Annotated in this window: 20 protein-coding genes; 8 read left to right on the plus strand and 12 right to left on the minus strand. The window is 60.2% G+C overall.

Translation table 11 applies throughout. The features are described 5' to 3' along the window. Positions 1-8: 8 nt before the first annotated feature. The 6 genes from ACEN8U_RS23590 to ACEN8U_RS23615 all read right to left on the minus strand — a co-directional run bounded on the left by ACEN8U_RS23590 (position 9) and on the right by ACEN8U_RS23615 (position 4110). A complete protein-coding gene (locus ACEN8U_RS23590; protein ID WP_310110431.1) occupies positions 9-1490 on the minus strand; it encodes a hypothetical protein in 1482 nt (493 codons plus the stop codon). 302 nt (positions 1491-1792) lie between these two features. Further along, positions 1793-1966, minus strand: coding sequence for a hypothetical protein (locus ACEN8U_RS23595; protein ID WP_013588411.1), 174 nt, complete (start codon positions 1964-1966; stop codon positions 1793-1795). After that, the gene (locus ACEN8U_RS23600; protein WP_157097349.1) at positions 1963-2373 is read right to left on the minus strand and encodes a hypothetical protein; all 411 of its coding nucleotides are present in this window, start codon (positions 2371-2373) and stop codon (positions 1963-1965) included. The genes ACEN8U_RS23595 and ACEN8U_RS23600 overlap by 4 nt, the downstream gene beginning before the upstream one ends. 96 nt (positions 2374-2469) lie before the next feature. After that, a complete protein-coding gene (locus tag ACEN8U_RS23605; protein WP_013588412.1) occupies positions 2470-2733 on the minus strand; it encodes a DUF5681 domain-containing protein in 264 nt (87 codons plus the stop codon). Between the two features lie 13 nt (positions 2734-2746). After that, positions 2747-3565 (minus strand): hypothetical protein, encoded by an 819-nt coding sequence (locus tag ACEN8U_RS23610; RefSeq protein ID WP_013588413.1) that lies wholly within the window; start codon positions 3563-3565, stop codon positions 2747-2749. A gap of 311 nt (positions 3566-3876) precedes the next feature. Then, positions 3877-4110, minus strand: coding sequence for a hypothetical protein (locus ACEN8U_RS23615; RefSeq protein WP_041725051.1), 234 nt, complete (start codon positions 4108-4110; stop codon positions 3877-3879). A gap of 95 nt (positions 4111-4205) precedes the next feature. Between ACEN8U_RS23615 and ACEN8U_RS23620 the strand changes: the two genes are divergently transcribed. From ACEN8U_RS23620 to ACEN8U_RS23630, 3 genes are read left to right on the plus strand one after another with little or no spacing between them, the layout of a single operon-like run. Then, a complete protein-coding gene (locus ACEN8U_RS23620) occupies positions 4206-4595 on the plus strand; it encodes a HigA family addiction module antitoxin (protein WP_013588415.1) in 390 nt (129 codons plus the stop codon). A 9-nt stretch (positions 4596-4604) separates the two neighbouring features. Continuing rightward, positions 4605-4994, plus strand: a complete 390-nt coding sequence (locus ACEN8U_RS23625; RefSeq protein WP_013588416.1) for a transcriptional regulator — start codon at positions 4605-4607, stop codon at positions 4992-4994. Next, positions 4972-5145, plus strand: a complete 174-nt coding sequence (locus ACEN8U_RS23630; RefSeq protein ID WP_084738305.1) for a BrnA antitoxin family protein — start codon at positions 4972-4974, stop codon at positions 5143-5145. The genes ACEN8U_RS23625 and ACEN8U_RS23630 overlap by 23 nt, the downstream gene beginning before the upstream one ends. Before the next feature lie 530 nt (positions 5146-5675). On the opposite strand, the gene ACEN8U_RS23635 is transcribed toward ACEN8U_RS23630, so the two are convergent. The 6 genes from ACEN8U_RS23635 to ACEN8U_RS23660 all read right to left on the minus strand — a co-directional run bounded on the left by ACEN8U_RS23635 (position 5676) and on the right by ACEN8U_RS23660 (position 9278). Then, positions 5676-6398, minus strand: coding sequence for an immunity 52 family protein (locus tag ACEN8U_RS23635; protein WP_013588417.1), 723 nt, complete (start codon positions 6396-6398; stop codon positions 5676-5678). Between the two features lie 7 nt (positions 6399-6405). Further along, entirely contained in the window at positions 6406-7002 is a 597-nt protein-coding gene (locus ACEN8U_RS23640; protein WP_041725053.1) for a restriction endonuclease fold toxin 5 domain-containing protein, read from the minus strand. Then, positions 6890-7357 carry a hypothetical protein gene (locus tag ACEN8U_RS23645; protein WP_013588419.1) on the minus strand — a complete coding sequence of 156 codons (468 nt, stop codon included), beginning with the start codon at positions 7355-7357 and terminating at the stop codon, positions 6890-6892. Before ACEN8U_RS23645 ends, ACEN8U_RS23640 begins: the two co-directional genes overlap by 113 nt. Beyond that, complete coding sequence (locus tag ACEN8U_RS23650; RefSeq protein ID WP_013588420.1) at positions 7350-7841, minus strand: DUF4123 domain-containing protein; 492 nt, start codon at positions 7839-7841, stop codon at positions 7350-7352. Before ACEN8U_RS23650 ends, ACEN8U_RS23645 begins: the two co-directional genes overlap by 8 nt. Before the next feature lie 2 nt (positions 7842-7843). Next, complete coding sequence (locus ACEN8U_RS23655; protein WP_013588421.1) at positions 7844-8260, minus strand: PAAR domain-containing protein; 417 nt, start codon at positions 8258-8260, stop codon at positions 7844-7846. Positions 8261-8387: 127 nt separating this feature from the next. After that, positions 8388-9278, minus strand: a complete 891-nt coding sequence (locus tag ACEN8U_RS23660) for a DUF72 domain-containing protein (RefSeq protein ID WP_013588422.1) — start codon at positions 9276-9278, stop codon at positions 8388-8390. A gap of 289 nt (positions 9279-9567) precedes the next feature. On the opposite strand from ACEN8U_RS23660, the gene ACEN8U_RS23665 reads away from it, so the two are divergent. From ACEN8U_RS23665 to ACEN8U_RS23685, 5 genes are all read left to right on the plus strand, one after another. Then, positions 9568-9768, plus strand: coding sequence for a hypothetical protein (locus ACEN8U_RS23665; protein ID WP_013588423.1), 201 nt, complete (start codon positions 9568-9570; stop codon positions 9766-9768). 37 nt (positions 9769-9805) lie between these two features. Next, positions 9806-11764 carry a DNA ligase D gene (gene ligD, locus ACEN8U_RS23670; protein WP_013588424.1) on the plus strand — a complete coding sequence of 653 codons (1959 nt, stop codon included), beginning with the start codon at positions 9806-9808 and terminating at the stop codon, positions 11762-11764. A 218-nt stretch (positions 11765-11982) separates the two neighbouring features. Then, positions 11983-12957 carry a DUF2971 domain-containing protein gene (locus ACEN8U_RS23675; RefSeq protein WP_013588425.1) on the plus strand — a complete coding sequence of 325 codons (975 nt, stop codon included), beginning with the start codon at positions 11983-11985 and terminating at the stop codon, positions 12955-12957. A gap of 213 nt (positions 12958-13170) precedes the next feature. Then, positions 13171-14139, plus strand: a complete 969-nt coding sequence (locus tag ACEN8U_RS23680) for an HNH endonuclease (RefSeq protein WP_013588426.1) — start codon at positions 13171-13173, stop codon at positions 14137-14139. 56 nt (positions 14140-14195) lie between these two features. Next, complete coding sequence (locus ACEN8U_RS23685) at positions 14196-14894, plus strand: HNH endonuclease (RefSeq protein WP_013588427.1); 699 nt, start codon at positions 14196-14198, stop codon at positions 14892-14894. The last annotated feature ends 369 nt before the right edge of the window (positions 14895-15263 follow it).

Consider the following 15263-nt stretch of genomic DNA (forward strand, 5'->3'; position numbering starts at 1 on the left):
GCGATACCTCACGTCGCGACAGCGCCCGCCAGTTCCGCCAGATACGGGCTTTGCGCGCCGGCGCCGCTGGTGACACGCTCAATGAACCCCGTGCCACGCTCGAGGTGCAGCGTCTGAAACAGCCCCTGATACGGGACGAAATTCAGATCGACCATCGGCACGTAGTAGACCGCCGAGAATGAACCGCGCACGATCCGCACGAAGCTGCCAGGCTTGATCCGCTCATCCGCGCGGATCCGCGCCGTACCACTCTCGAACAGCACGTTGTCCTTATTCTGCGCGGCGAGAATCTTGCGTCGGTTCGTAATCCAGTCGGCCATGCTCACACCGCGAGTTTCCTGTACGTCCGCAGGTTGCCCGCTGTTAAAAGTGGTCACATCATTGCCGCCCTGCTGAGTGTCGAACATCATGACGCGCTCACCATAGAACCGCTCTGCCGCATTCGGGTACATCGACAGGTCGACCGACGGCTCATCTGCAGCCTGCAAGGCATACAGGCGGCGCGTGATATCGTCGACCAGTTCGAACTTAGGCGACCGAACCCAGTAGTAATTGGCGACGTTCGCGTCCGTCCGTTTTACGTTGAGCAGAATGACGTCCTCACCCCTCACCGTGATCGGCGTGAGTTCCACCGCGTCCGACTGGATGACATTGCCGTCGATGTCCTTGAATGGATTCGGTCGATAGACGCAATACACACCGTCCTCTCGATCCTCGAGGTAAAGCTCGTTCCACAGTCCGACATCGCCGAAGTAGCTCAACAGGTTGTAGATCGTGCCCTGCTGGCTTTGCGCCCCGCCAACGTCCACGACGCCGTTCGAAACTGAGATGTCCGTCTTGATAACGGCCGGATTCGGCGAATTCGCCGGCATCAGCGACGCGAGATAGGGGTTGACGATCTTGTTGAGGACTTGGGTCACGAAGTCGGATGCATTCAGCGTCGTCTGAAAACCCACTCCGAAGCGAACGAATAGCTTGAACGCTGACAGATAGTCCTGACCGATCACCAATCCGGGAAGCAAAAGAATTTGCATCATGCTCCACAGCTTGCCGTAGTCCTGCCCGCTGATCGTCACGCTTCGCTGCGGCTTGCCTTCCGGCGTAATCGTCTCGTTGCGCTCGATCTCCGTCACGAACCCGCGCATATACACGGGAGGCGTCGCCGAGCTGCTAGAGCTCGAATTCGGCGGATTGTGCCGCATGCGGATCTCGACGAAGTCCATCGGCTCGACGAGTCCATACAGCGACTCGAACGCGCCCGGCTGCACGTAGGGCGAATCCGCGAGCGTGATGGAGAATCCGCCGGCGGCCTCGCGCACGGACTTAGAGCACGCCAGTTGGCCGGACTCGCCGAGGAACGGCGTCAGATCGATCGTCTTGTTCGTGTCGAGCACACGCTGCGACACGGGCGTCTGACCATCGACCGTCGTCCGGCCGATTGTTTTAAACAACTTGACCCGTACGTCGGGGTCGTAGAGTTTGATATCCATCTTCAAATCGAAAATTCCGAAAAAATGAGCGCCCTGAAGCTTAGATGCGCCTTACGGCTCGGATTACGCCGGGCCGCCCTCGAGTACCGCCGCCACGTAATCCGGCAGTGGCTTGCGCATGAACCAAGCATCAGAGACAGCGCTGAGACATTCCATCGGCAGGTGGCCTCTGTGGACCGCCCCCACCACAGCACTAAAAAGCCTTCCCGTTACGGGTGCGCGCGTATCTGCCCCTGGCGGCACGAGCGGCTGCACTGGCGGACGCGGGCGGCGCGATTTGATCAGCAGCAACCGAACGCTGCTCATCGCGCGAGCCTCGCTTTCTCGTGCCGGCCCGCATCGACCTCGTCTGCGAGCGCGATCAGCGCGCGGTCAATCAGTTGTTCGACGGTCAGCCCCATGTCGTGGGCCTCGCGCTCGAGGCGCCGGAGCGTCAACGGCGAGAGCTGTGGCACCTGCGTGCGTCCCCGTTTCATCGCGCCTCCGCCAGCTTCCTGAGTACATGACCGGGCATCGCCAGCCCCTCGGCGTGCGCCCGTTGCACTGCAGCGACATCGTCAGGAGTGAGAGCGCCATTCTTTGCAGCCTCAGCAACGCGCCGGAGCGCCCGTTCGTCGACGGCCCCACTGGGGTTGTAGTTCGACGCCGCCTGTCGCTGCGCGTCCATGAGGTGTCGCGCCGCTCTCAGCGACGCCGGCTGAGGCGCTTGCTGCGCCTTCGCCAACAGCAGTTGCGGCCCATCGTTGCGCGAAGCAGCCAGCCGCCTAGCGTGACCGAACAGGCTCTTTCGAAGTGGCCTGCGGACGGCTGCCGACGGCGCGTTGTGAGCTCGCCACCACGGCAGGAGATCATCGATTAACTGGTCGAACGGTTTTTTCTTCACCGGAACCTCTAAGATTTGAAAAAGCCCGGCCAGCAATCGCCAGCCGGGAAACCCGCGCCGAGTCATGGGCGGCGCGGACGGAGTAAAGGACTAGTCCTAGGCTGCCGCAGGCAGACGCTTTGCAGCTTCGACTTGCTCGACCGTTGACAGGAGGTTGAGCAGCGCCACCAGGGCCGCTGTATCGCCAGCCAAGGCCTTCGCCAATGCGTGCTCGACCAACACACCCGCATGGCGACGCAAGGGCCGACACGCCTCGGCAACGACGTTTTTCACCTGTCTGGTGCGGCCGCGCACGTTGCCGGTCTGCCCGGGGCGAAACTTCGTCTCCTGGCTGAATTCGTGGCCTTTCGCAAACGTCATGACCGGCTCCACGTCAACGCAGCACGCCAGTGCGGCAGAAAAACTCCAAGTCTGCGTTCATCACATAGTGCGAACGAGGCGTCGAGGTGCGCTCCGGGGCGTGCTTCCGTGAGGTCTGGTACAGCTTCCGGATGCCCTGCATGAGATCGAACTCGATTCGCGCCACGTGCTCCCTGACGGCGTCAATGGTCACTTTGGACGACAGCCGCCTCATTTCGGCATGCAGCGCGTTCAGAGCAGCGCTTTCGGCCTTGTCATCAATCTTCTCGAACTTCGCGCGAGCTTCGAACAGCAAGCCGTTCAGCGCGTCGATATCGGCAGCCAGCGCAACAAACTCGTTGGCCTCCCGATCGTTGGATTTGCCCTCGAGTCGAGCTGCAGTGATCGCCGACCGGCGCGCAACGCAGTCGTTGACGCGGGCTTCGATCCGCTCTACCGATTCGCGCGCCGAGTCAAGCTTGTCAGCGGTTTTCTGCATTGCGCGAAGTGAGCGCGCGATCTGCTGCGCAAGTGCAACGAAGCGTTCGTCACCGTGGCGTACGCGACATGGAACCGCGAGAGCCTCGAGATCTGCGTTGATCGACGCGATTGCGGACGCCGCGATCTCACTCGCACTCGCCACCACAAGCGCCTCATCTTGGGCCCGCACGTCCGCGACGCCGGCGGCTTCCGCGTCCTGCGCCGCCTTGAGGTCGCTGTGCAGGGTTGCCAGCCGCTTGCGCAACTTGATGGTGTCGGTACCGGCGACAAGAGCCGCGTTGATCAAGGCGTTGGTTTCGCCGATCTGACTGTTGATAGCGGTGATTACCGCCTCGTGTGCTGCGTTACCCATATCCATGCTCCGTTTGTTTGGAATCTGCTTCGGCGCTCAACACAAGCTGCCGATGGACAGATCTTCTTGTCACGACCAAACAAAACGGCCAAATCAGATAGCAAAAAGTCTGTTATTAGATAGGGAAATGCATCTTGCTCGGGAGTCGGTGCCAAAGAAAAAGGCCCTCGGAGGGCCTATCGGATCTCATATCGGCGGCAGGCAGACACTACCAAGGCCGCCGCCGTATGGCAGCGAGTGCCATTCGGCACACCCAGTTGCGCCGCGTTGGCTCGATCGAGATGCGGTGATGCGGTGGTTGTCGTATCCCGTCACACCGTCGCCGGGTCACGCGGCAGCGCGTAGAATTCGCGTGCGGCCCGTTGCGTAGCCTGCGCGAGTTGGCCTCGCAAGATCTTAAGGCGCCGTTCGAACACGCTCCGATGAGCTCCACCGCCCTGTGTCAATGCATGCTCAAGTTTGGCTTCGACGTCTGCAATTTCTTTCTGCAACGCCACCTTTTCGGCCCATGCCGCTGTATTCATGATTTTTTGCTCCCAATCCAAGAATCGCAGCGCCGACCACCGGAGCTGCGATTCAATCTTGGCGTAACGACAGTCAGAGGCGGCTACAATAGATAGTCAAAACTGCGGAGACCGTAATGGACAAGGATCGGGAGCGATTCGAGGCGGCGCTGCTGCGCTCCGTGAACGATATGAAATCAACTGAGGCGGCACGACCGGTCAACGGCATGCGCGAGGTGCACCCAGGCGAAATCCTGCGGGAAGAATTCCTGGTTCCGCTGGGAATGAGTGCGAGCACGCTCGCGCGCGCCCTGAAGGTTTCGATTTCCAACTTAGACGACGTCGTGAACGAGCGGCGCCCGGTTACTGCAGAGCTGGCGCTACGACTGTCGCGCTACTTCGGCGGATCCGCCGAGTCGTGGCTGAACATGCAGCAGGCGCATGATTTGAAGATTGCGCGGCGTGCCCACGGACAGCGGATTGAATCGGAAATCGTCCCGCACAACGCAGAAGAACCCGGCCGTTAAGGCTTCACAATGGCCACTTTAACTATCAGCGTAGAACTCCGCGACGCGATGATTGCGCGGGTCGTTTCCGCCGCCAATAACGGCATCGCGACGCAGACCGAACGCATTACGTTCGAGACGCCGGAACTGCTGTTCAAGACGCTGACGCCGATGCGCGTGCAGATCATTCGGCAGATGACAGGCGCCGGCCCGATGTCAATCCGCGAACTCGCCCGGCGCCTCGATCAAGAGCAAGAAAAGGTGCATGAGGACGTCCACGCGCTGCTGAACGTCGGTGTGCTCGACCGTGCTGGGGACGGCGCCGTCGTGTTCCCGTACGACGCCGTACACGTAGACTTCATGATCGAGCCGCAGAACCTTGAGGGTACAGGACAAGATGAAGACTCGCCAAATAGCTAGAGTTCGCCTGCGACGCGCTCGCCAGTCAGCCGAGGTTCTCACGGACGCCGATATTGTTGAAGCATTCCGCGCCACCGGCGCCGGCTGGCAGAGACGGATCAATGACGCGCTGCGCACGTACCTGCGGGAGCATCCACTTAAGGTGGGCTGACTCGATCAGCAGGCTTTATTGTGTCGGAAGACCGGAGACCCGATCTTAAAGACGCACGAATCCTCGCGCAGTCCGGATCGATGTCGACTCAGGGCATCCTGTGGCGCGGTCGATTGAGCGAGGTGAACGGATTTTGGCTTGGCAGCTGTAAGTCATGACTGACAGATTTACAGTCTGATGTTCTAGTCCGCTAATGCCTGTTGCCGCAAGAACTAGCGTGACCGGCGACGCCTTCCTGGCCCCTTCTAGGGCGCATGATCGTCCGCCACCCACTGATTCATTCATGCCGGCCACAGCGAGGACGACGGCGACAAGACGCCGGAGAGGTGCGCACGGTGCCCGTGCCAGCCACGCGGCCGATCATGATCGAAGCGAACGTTGAAAGTGCTCGAGGACTGCAGCAGCGCCCGCCCTCGGGCATGTTACGTCGAGCTTGCCTTACCCCTAATCCAGCACTACCCAGTCCGCGCGTCCCATGCTCCGGAAAATCCGGAGACACGGTGCCTAGCGAGCGTGACCATGGCCGGCGCTCAGATATCTGCGTATGCCGGCAACAAATCCTGATCGACCAAGCGAATTTCGACGCGGTTCGCGATCTCGACATGTTCCGCGTTGTCGACCGAGAACACCGCATCGGCGACGCTGACGATGAGCGTGCCAGTCTGCTTACGGCCGGCCTCAGGCAGCGGGATCAACGCGCCAGCTTCCGGCACCTGCTGCACTGTGATGACCTTCGGCAGATAGAGCATCCAGCCAACGCCAGGCTTGTCGTCGAATACGCGCCGGTCGAAATACTCTTTTGGCGCAACTTCCACGACGAGCGGAGCGAAGTTAGCGACGATTGACTGAACGATGCCGGCCATGTCGTCAGCCGACTGCGGGCAAAGCGACGCATCGATATCGAGCGTCACTCGATCGGGCAGCACCTTTGCGTCGGATATTTGGCAGGAGATCACCGCGCTGTCGTTCCCCTCGGTCGCATTCCAGATTGCAGCATGCGATACACCGCGCTTTTTGCCACCTGCTCGAGTGGTGAGTACAGCCAATGCGGGCGTCGACGGTTCGCGATTCTCGTCAAAGGCGGGATAGAGATTCGCCTCTTCCAGCGAATCAGCCGTGAGCCGCCAGTTCGCATGTGCCATCAGTGGCTGTTTTGCGGACAGTGCAGTCACGAGCCGCGATTCGCGAGCCAGCATTTCGCGGAAGTCTTGAGACGACAGCGACGCGTCCCGGAACGTTGCGTTAATTTCCATGTTTGAATCACGGTTGATAGACGGCCGCAACGCCCATGCGCGTGAGCACCGGAGCCATCTTTTTGTAGGTGAGCGGAGTTTGAAAGTACCATGTCAAACGGGCCGGCGGGTTCATGCGCACGGTCGTGCCCTGCTCAACGATCTGATCTTCCATGGTCCTGAATCCCTCGAACCACTTGTCGGCCTTCGGGATCGATCCATCAAGAAATTGATCGTAGTTGCCCTTGGCCTCTTGGAGCATGCACGCGCCGGCCTGAAATCCGTCGAAATCAATGCCGAGCCATTGCCACTCTTCGGACCACCGGCACTCTTCCGTATCAAAAGGGAAGCCGGTGATGCGCGCTTGGTACTGGTAGGAGTTCCAGTTGACGCCGTGGTTGCGGCGGACTTTTGCGCCTCCCTCCGGCGGACATTTGTCGCACTTCCGATCGGTGCGCGGCAAGGACCGATCAGCGGCCTTGCTGTCCTCCTTCTTTGTATCGCCGGACAGACTACCCGTTGCCCCTACCACTGCCCCGCCCAACAAAGCGGCGCCAGCGCGCGCCAAGATCGGCCCAAGGGCTTGAGCTGCCGCCTCTATCACCGGAACTGCCAGACCCGCCATTGTTCAATCCTCCCTGAAATTCAGGATGTTCGATCTTCCAACGCACGACGCGCAAATAGTCGTGAAATCGTTCGTCTGCCGGGCGGCCCGAACGTGTCAGCCAAGCGCCTATCGCAGGCTGCTCATAGAAGCCGGGCGCGTAAGCCTCGATTCGAAGGAACCCAACCAGATTCTCATCGAGCTCAATGCCGAGTGCCCGCGCCGCTTTGAACGCCTGCCATAGCCGCGATGAAAGCCTCACGTCGCCCGCGAGTTTCGGATCGTCTCTGCATAAATCCGCGCGCACGCCTTCGACAAACCGCTTTGCGTCGATTTCAGTAAGCGCCGCAACCTGTTCCGTCGTGAGTTCAAGCATGCCGATGCACCCTCATCAGTTCGCCATTGATTTCCACGAGCCAATCGAACGTCGGCACGAAGAATTCGGTACGCTGCGTGAACGAGAACAGGTCCGCGATTTCGGTCATCAGGCGCGCATCGTAAAAGCGCAGCAACGCGGTGCGTCCGTCCGGCATACGGGCGTTTAGACGCCCTGCGAGCTCGTCGGCAAGTACAGGAAAAGGAAATGCACTGACAAGCCACGAAACGCCCTCTGCGCCTGCCCCCAACGCGAATAACGACTGTTTTACGCTGTCCGGCGCTTCCTCAAAATCGATCAACCACGGCCCGGCGTCGGCTAGGGATGCGTCGGGTGTTCCGTCGAATAGTCCAACAGCCGCGGCTGGCCGTTCGACTATCTCGCCACGTCCGTACAGAAGCGCATCAACAAGCGCATATAGGCGAACAGGTAACGACACCTGCGCTTTGCGTCGCGCAAAGTAAGCTTCGATATTGGATGGCACGGCTACTCCCGCATAACCGTCGTTGCGCCGCTTTTTGCTGCCGCGACCAAGCATTCAAGGCAAAGCGTTGGAGTTGGCGACATCGGCAGTGCAGTAGCCGCCGCGGCGACTGCTGCACCGGTACTTGCCTGGCCGTCACCTTCGTCGCTGATAGTGGACTTTGAGCGCGATGCGATGAGCGTTGCGCCGCATGCAGTGCGCATACCTTCAACAGCCGTATCTCGGCCGTCAATGATGTGCGGGTAACGCCGACCGAGCAGATCAGGCAGGATTGGAAACGTACCTTTGCATTGCGGACATGCAACCATATGGCCAACGCCCGAAATGGGCCTGCCCTCAAGCGTTGCGGCTGGATTTCCTTCTATGACCTTGCCGCCGTGCGACGTAGTGTCGCCGACGCAAATAATGCTGCGTGACACGTAGCCCTCTCTCCGCGTTATTTCGTCTGACTTTACCACCGGCAGCCGTAGAACGCACTTGTGGCACCTTGCAGAAAGGTCAGATCTCTCCGCATACGGGACACTGCAATCACTGCGATTGCAGCTATCAGGCGACGCCTAAGACACTCAACATCGTTGCGGCATTGCGCTGCGCGACGTCCCGATAGCAGTTGTTGAACAGCACATGCGTGTGGCGGACCTTCGTTGAGATTGCTTCGATCGGCAGCGCCAGTTCACGCAGCTCGTCATCGCTGTACTCGTAGTTAAAGCGGTGAGCTGCTGACTCCGCCCCGCTCCACGTCTCCGCGTTGCGGCCATGCAGCCGCACAATCGCAAGCTGCGGCGATGTCGTTTCCCAGACGGTATGCGCACGCTTTGACACTCCCTCTGGCGCATCGACGATGACGTGCACGATCCCGCGCTCCCGCTCCATCGCTAGCGTCGACTCGCGATTTTCTTCGCTCAGCCAGCTCTCATGACGGAACTCGAACGCAGTCAGGAAGGGATGCATGCGTTCGGCACAGTGCTCGACGTGCACTCTTGCCTTCGGCGCCGCAGTTACCCAATGAGGGAATTGAAACAAGACCGAGCCGAGTTTGCCGGCGGCGTGCAGCGGCTGCAGCGCCTCGAAAAAGCGCGCCCATAGCTCCTCGAGCACGGGCGCCGGAATGTCCTTGTAGTAGAGGTTCTTTTTGCCCGTGTTTGGCAATGCGGCCTGCAGATCTTTCGGGAAAAATCGGGGCTCCGTCTGGTGCCCGGTGAAGAGACGGAACGCCTTCACATCGAACACGAAGCCCGGCGGCGTTCTTTCGACCCATAGGGCGCTGTTTGTCGCGCTGGGCATTGCATAGTAGGAGGAATCGACTTCGACCAGCGGAAACACGCTGGCGTAATGACGCAACCGGGCCTCAGCGCTACCGCAGCGCGGCGGATAGAACGCGCCACACTCGATCAGCGTCTTGTCCGTCCACGAAGCGGTGCCGACAAGGATGGGCATCTGCGTCTCCGACGATTACCGATTATTAATTTTGCCACGGGATATACTGTACATCCATACATATCTGCGCCATGCCCGACTTCGATCCCCCAGTCGCCCCGAAGCACTGCGTCGCTTGCGAGCATTTCGCCAAAGAACACTGGCCGGCGGCTCGCACATCCTCTGCTGCCACGGCGGAAGGACGCAGGTTCAAGACCAGCCGCAACAGGGCTGCGTGCACTGGGTGCGCTGCATAGGCTCTGACGACGAAGGCCCGATTCATGCTCGCAAGGAGGCATGGAGGTGACCCATGTTTGAATACCGCAATCCCGCAGCGATTCTTGAAGTCGTTCTTCCCCATCCGATGCAGCGGAACGAGCATGGACACACTCTTTCCGATGACTTCGAACACTTTTGCGCCGTAACAGGCTGCCCGAAGGACGACGCGTGGGCGAAGCTTGCCCTCGCTTGGGCGTGGAACACTCGCGAACCGCACTCACCGACGTTTTAGGCCTCGTACTTCGCCAAGCTCAAATCGGAAATCACTGATGTCACGATGGAGTTCGTCACGAGCGAGCCGGAAGCACCCGGCGAGAGATTCACCGGCCGACGGCATGCCGGCGCTCGTCGAGCCGCAGCTGGCGACCTTAGCCGAGCACATCCCGATGGACGGCGACTGGTCGTACGAGATCAAGTTCGACGGGTATCGGATGCTGGAGCGGATCGAGGGCGGCGACGTTCGTCTCTTCACCCGAAACGGTCACGACTGGACTGAGCGCATGCCGCGCTTGCGCGACGCGCTGCGTGCGTTGCCCGTGGACAACGCGTGGATCGATGCAGAGGCCGTCGTCCTCAACGACGCTGGCGCGCCCGACTTCAATGCGCTGCAGAATGCGTTCGACCGACGGAGCGCGGCCGAGATTGTGCTCTTCGTTTTCGATCTGCTCTGGATCAACGGCACCGACATACGAGAGCAGCCGCTGCGCGCGCGCCGAAAGCTGCTGCGCGAGCTGATGGACGAAGTCAACACCCCGCTGCTCCGCTACGCGGAGGATTTCGCCGAGGATCCAGCCTCGCTGGTGTCATCTGCGTGCCGCATGAAGTTGGAAGGCATCATCGGCAAACGGGGCGACGCGTCTTACCGGTCCGGTCGCTCGACCGACTGGATCAAGCTCAAATGCACACTCCGACAGGAATTCGTCGTCGGTGGTATATCACGCGTCAACGGCGCGAAATCCGGCGTCCGGTCGCTGCTCCTGGGCGTGCACGAAGAGGATGGTTCTCTGCGGTATGCAGGCCATGTCGGACCGAACTTTACACCGCGGCAGAGCGCGGCTTTCGCAAAGCGGATCGCCGGGCTCAAGGCCGCGCAGTCACCGTTCTTCAACGCGCCGCAGCCGGAGCGCGACCGCGAATTCCACTGGTTGACGCCGGAGGTGGTTGCCGAAGTGTCGTTTCTTGAATGGACACCGGGCGGGGAAATCCGGCACGCGCTCTTTCACGCGATCCGGGAAGACAAACCGGCCGGCACCGTGACAGAAGAACAGGTTGTCGACGCGCCGGACGAGGGACACTTCGGCTCGACGCGCGAGCGTCCCGGCCCGCATGGCACCGTGCTGGTCGGCGACATCAAGATCAGCAATCCGCAGCGCGTCATTGACCCCATCACCGGACACACGAAGCTCGACCTCGTCCGCTACTACGATGCCATTGCCGAATGGGCCCTGCCGTATCTGCATAACCGGCCGCTCACACTTGTGCGCGCACCGGAAACGCTCAATGGCGAGCTGTTCTTTCAGAAGCACGCAGAGCGCATGCGCATTCCAGGCGTCGAGGAACTCCCCGTCGATCTGAATCCCAACCACCCGCCGCTGCTCGTCGCCAACAACATCGACGCGCTCGTCGGTTTGGCGCAGATGAGCGTCGTTGAACTGCATTCGTGGAACGCCGTCGCGCCCGATCTCGACCACCCCGACCGCGTGATATTCGATCTCGATCCGGACCCCGCGCTCCCGTGGTCCGCGATGCTCGAGGCGGCCGGCCTTCTGAAAACCGTGCTCGACGAACTTGGGCTGCGCTCATTTGCCAAGACGAGTGGCGGCAAGGGGTTTCACATTGTTGTGCCGCTGACGCGCCGGCAGGGGTGGGACGAGGTGAAAGACTTTTCCCACGCGGTCGCCCAACATATGGCGCGTGTGGTACCGCAGAAGTTTTCAGCCATCTCTGGACCGCGCAACCGCGTCGGCAAGATTTTCATCGACTACCTGCGTAACGGCCGTGGCGCCAGCACTGTTGCGCCCTTCTCCGTTCGCGCGCGCGGCGGCATGGCGGTGTCGATGCCAGTCTCGTGGGACGAACTTAAGAACGTCGTGCGCGGCGACGAATGGACGATGAAAAAAGCCGTCGCACGGCAGCGCTCATTGAAGGCCGATCCTTGGGCCGGCTTCTGGCAGGCGCGACAGGGCATAACCAGCGCTATGCGCCGCGCCGTCGGTGTGAAAAAGTGAAATTTCGCTCTCACCGCCCACCGATCGGTGGGGCTCCGGCATAGAGGCAGCGGCCCAACAGGAGACATTCGACAGGACACTCCAAATTAGTGACAATGCACACAGCGGGGGTCCATTGCATGTGCGACGACCTTGCATGCAGCAAGCTGTGCGACGTAACCACCTGCTCCGGCGATAGGGAACGGACCGGCCAATCGCGATGACACCGAGGACATTCAATGAGTGAGCACGAGATGGCCGACGGCATGCCAAAGGTGATCCCGCCAGTCCTGTACAAGTATCGCCACTTTGACGAACGGACGGTCGAGCTTCTGTGTGCCGACACCGTCTACTATGCCGACCCCAGTACCTTCAATGATCCGTTAGATACCAAGCCGTGCGTTGAAGCAGACTGCGACGTCGCGACCATGGAGCGTACGGTTTATGAACTAGTCCGCCGTCGCGTTGAAGATGAAATGCAAAGTGGCGCACGTGCTGTGAAATATCGCGGACCAAAGACCATGGCACATATCGAGAAACATAGTCATGCCGCGGCGCAGCGGATGATCGATGGTTTGAGATATGACGCTACGGACCCGGAACGCTGCTCTGATCCCCCCGGCCCCCTCGCGTCCGTGCTGGCATATGCAATCGAACGCGAGTTGCTGAAACAGTACAACAAGGGGATTTTGTCACTGGCGACCCGATATGATTGCCCCTTGATGTGGAGTCACTACGGCGCGCAGCATCGAGGAATTTGCATCGGATACAGCGTGCCGCAAGAAGCACAACGACAGCTTCACGAGGTACGGTATGGCGGCAACCGAAACGTGCGCGCGAGCGCGGTCGCCAAAATGGTGCTCGACCGTGATGAACAGGCCCGAATCGCGGTCGACGCAGCCGTGCTGCTGCGAAAGGCGCCTGACTGGCACTATGAGAGGGAGTGGCGCTTGCTGGGTTCCCGGGGAGTCGTCGATTCACCACTCGAAATGGCCGAGATCGTGTTCGGCATGAGATGCAGTACAACCGTCATGCACGCGGTCGCAAGCGCGTTAAGCGGACGAGTGAAGCCCGTACAGTTCTATGAAATGATTGAGGTTCGTGGAACGTTTGAGTTGCGGCGCAGCGAATTGGATGTGGATGAGCTTTCGGCGGCCTATCCACGGCGCGCGCTCTCGATCTTTGAAGAGTTCGACGCGCTTCCGGGAAATTGACGAACGACGGGCGTAGGCGATGAAAACGACGAGCAAGATCCGCCAGCCGACACCGCATGAGCCTTCCGTGCCGCCGATCGCATGACGCAATGATCGGCCATGAAAAGACCATGCACACGCTGCTGCGGCCTGGGTTCTACGTCAACAAGCGGCGGGCCTTGACGGTGACGGCATCGGGCCGCCGGACGGCAGCTCCTGCATCGGGGAATTTCAATGGCGAAACCAAAAAGAAGCGAAAACGTGAAGGCCTGTCCGAACGCCGACCGATGGATGCGAAGGCACCGGGATGCGGCCCGCAACCTCAGGCGAATCATCAAGCTCTTGGATGGCCACTATGAGGGCGACAACCAAGGCTATATCAACCGGGCCGCGAACTTCGTCGAATACCGGTTTGACCCGATCGAAACAGAACAGCATTTCCGGCACGTTCAGCTCTTCGCCCGGCAAAAACACGTCGTTGTCCGTTTCACTGTGTTCACGAAGCGCACCGGAAAAGGCCCCGGGACCAGCAAAACGCTGAAGGACGCGCATGGCACCGACTATTACGCGCTGGAATTCCCGGTGGCGGTAGACACTAGCCTCAATGAATTGGAAGCGTTCTTGCGCACGACGGCGACCTTTTCGCGAGACTGGAAGTCGCGTCGGTCACGCGGCCCCGCCAAGCGGGGGTCCCATAAAGTGCCAACGACCCTAGGCAATCGAACACCCCGAGAGGCGATCCACCGCGCCGAACAAGCGGCGGCCCGGGAACTAGCCGAGCCGATCATATCCGAGGACGATGCGCGCGAGCGCCAACTGCGAGCAGTTTTTCTGCGCCGCGGGCAGGCCAAATTCAGAAAGGCCCTGCTCAATGCTTATGAAAGGCAGTGTGCTGTCACGGGCTGCACCATAGAGGATGTACTCGAGGCGGCCCACATCATCCCGTATAAGGGCGGCCACACGAACCGGTGCAACAACGGGCTACTGTTGCGCGCAGACATTCACTCGCTGTTCGATCTGGGTCTCTTGTGGGTCAATCGCGAAATGAAGGTCCAGGTCGCGGACGCCCTGCAGCGTACGGAGTACGGAAAGCTCCAAGGGAAGGTGCTGCGTCCGCCGACAGATACCGCGTCGTCACCGCATCCCAAGCATCTGGAGCGTCACGCGCAGGTCGCCAGCGAAGTGCGGGAGGCCAGGCGCTGACGAAGGAGCGCTAACCGACGGCAACCAGCAAGATTCCATTCGGGACCACAAGCACGATGGCGAAATACGACAGACTCGAAGCGCACCTGCGCAGCCTGCGCGGCGACACCGTTAGGCTCACTTTTGACAAAATAAACGAGCTGATTGCCCCGCACGAACTGCCTGCCTCCGCTTACGTGCACCCGCAGCAGTACCTGAGCAGCACTAAAACCCAACCTATTCCTGCAGCCTGGATGCGCGCCGGATGGGAAAAGTCAAATCACGACTTCGATCAGCATTACGTAGAACTACGACGCGTTGTGCCACTCGAAGCCATCACTTTAGCGGATGACGTCGGCGATGATGGCTGGGATAACGAGAACCGGCAATTCGTCAACATCAAGACGCGGCGTGGTCAAGCCGATTTCCGGAATCGTCTCAGGCGCGCCTATTGTGGCACCTGTGCGATCACCGGTTCAACTGTTACGCCACTTCTTGAGGCGGCTCACATCGTGCCGCACGCGCTCAAAACGGACTACGCCACGTCGAACGGGCTGCTGTTGCGCGCAGACATTCACACGCTGTTCGACCTGCACCTGATCGCCATTGATGCGGACGGCCGTGTGGCCGTTTCGCGGACATTGGAGGGGACCGAGTACACGCAGTATCACGCGCGGCGCTTCGTTGCTTTTCCTGAGGCATCGAATGATCAGCCGTCCACAGACGAGCTCAAGCGCCACCATGACCTGTTCGTCGCACGAGAAGATGCACTGTAAGCAGACTGTCACTTCGCGCATGTTCCTAGTGGTCTGCGCGCTTCTGTGAAGCGCGAACGAATGTTGCGGGACTAAGACTTTTGCATGGCATGCAAGCGCCACTGTTCGGCGCGCGGCGCCGTCGGGCTCTTACGGCCATGTTCCGCCGTTCGGCAGTACGCTCCGAAGAGGTTTCACTGTCGGCTTCGCGCTAAGTAACGGACCATCGCCTTCTACTGGTACTCGGCGCGTCATAGGTCAAGTGGTCAATTATGAGCAAACCTGCGTCTTTCGAGACCATCGCGAAGCCGCGACCGACGACCAGACAGTTCGGCAAGTTTGGTGTGGAAAGGCTAGTCGCCGAGAGACTCTATCGGACACAAGTTCAGA

The sequence above is a fragment of the Paraburkholderia phenoliruptrix genome (assembly GCF_047325075.1).
Classification (GTDB): Bacteria; Pseudomonadota; Gammaproteobacteria; order Burkholderiales; family Burkholderiaceae; genus Paraburkholderia; species Paraburkholderia phenoliruptrix.

Coding starts and splice junctions, on each gene's coding strand:
- ACEN8U_RS23590 (WP_310110431.1), bottom strand. CDS start 1,490: ATGGATATCAAACTCTACGACCCCGACGTACGGGTCAAGTTGTTTAAA.
- ACEN8U_RS23595 (WP_013588411.1), bottom strand. CDS start 1,966: ATGAAACGGGGACGCACGCAGGTGCCACAGCTCTCGCCGTTGACGCTC.
- ACEN8U_RS23605 (WP_013588412.1), bottom strand. CDS start 2,733: ATGACGTTTGCGAAAGGCCACGAATTCAGCCAGGAGACGAAGTTTCGC.
- ACEN8U_RS23610 (WP_013588413.1), bottom strand. CDS start 3,565: ATGGGTAACGCAGCACACGAGGCGGTAATCACCGCTATCAACAGTCAG.
- ACEN8U_RS23620 (WP_013588415.1), top strand. CDS start 4,206: ATGGACAAGGATCGGGAGCGATTCGAGGCGGCGCTGCTGCGCTCCGTG.
- ACEN8U_RS23625 (WP_013588416.1), top strand. CDS start 4,605: ATGGCCACTTTAACTATCAGCGTAGAACTCCGCGACGCGATGATTGCG.
- ACEN8U_RS23630 (WP_084738305.1), top strand. CDS start 4,972: ATGAAGACTCGCCAAATAGCTAGAGTTCGCCTGCGACGCGCTCGCCAG.
- ACEN8U_RS23635 (WP_013588417.1), bottom strand. CDS start 6,398: ATGGAAATTAACGCAACGTTCCGGGACGCGTCGCTGTCGTCTCAAGAC.
- ACEN8U_RS23640 (WP_041725053.1), bottom strand. CDS start 7,002: ATGGCGGGTCTGGCAGTTCCGGTGATAGAGGCGGCAGCTCAAGCCCTT.
- ACEN8U_RS23645 (WP_013588419.1), bottom strand. CDS start 7,357: ATGCTTGAACTCACGACGGAACAGGTTGCGGCGCTTACTGAAATCGAC.
- ACEN8U_RS23660 (WP_013588422.1), bottom strand. CDS start 9,278: ATGCCCATCCTTGTCGGCACCGCTTCGTGGACGGACAAGACGCTGATC.
- ACEN8U_RS23665 (WP_013588423.1), top strand. CDS start 9,568: ATGTTTGAATACCGCAATCCCGCAGCGATTCTTGAAGTCGTTCTTCCC.
- ligD (WP_013588424.1), top strand. CDS start 9,806: ATGTCACGATGGAGTTCGTCACGAGCGAGCCGGAAGCACCCGGCGAGA.
- ACEN8U_RS23675 (WP_013588425.1), top strand. CDS start 11,983: ATGAGTGAGCACGAGATGGCCGACGGCATGCCAAAGGTGATCCCGCCA.
- ACEN8U_RS23680 (WP_013588426.1), top strand. CDS start 13,171: ATGGCGAAACCAAAAAGAAGCGAAAACGTGAAGGCCTGTCCGAACGCC.
- ACEN8U_RS23685 (WP_013588427.1), top strand. CDS start 14,196: ATGGCGAAATACGACAGACTCGAAGCGCACCTGCGCAGCCTGCGCGGC.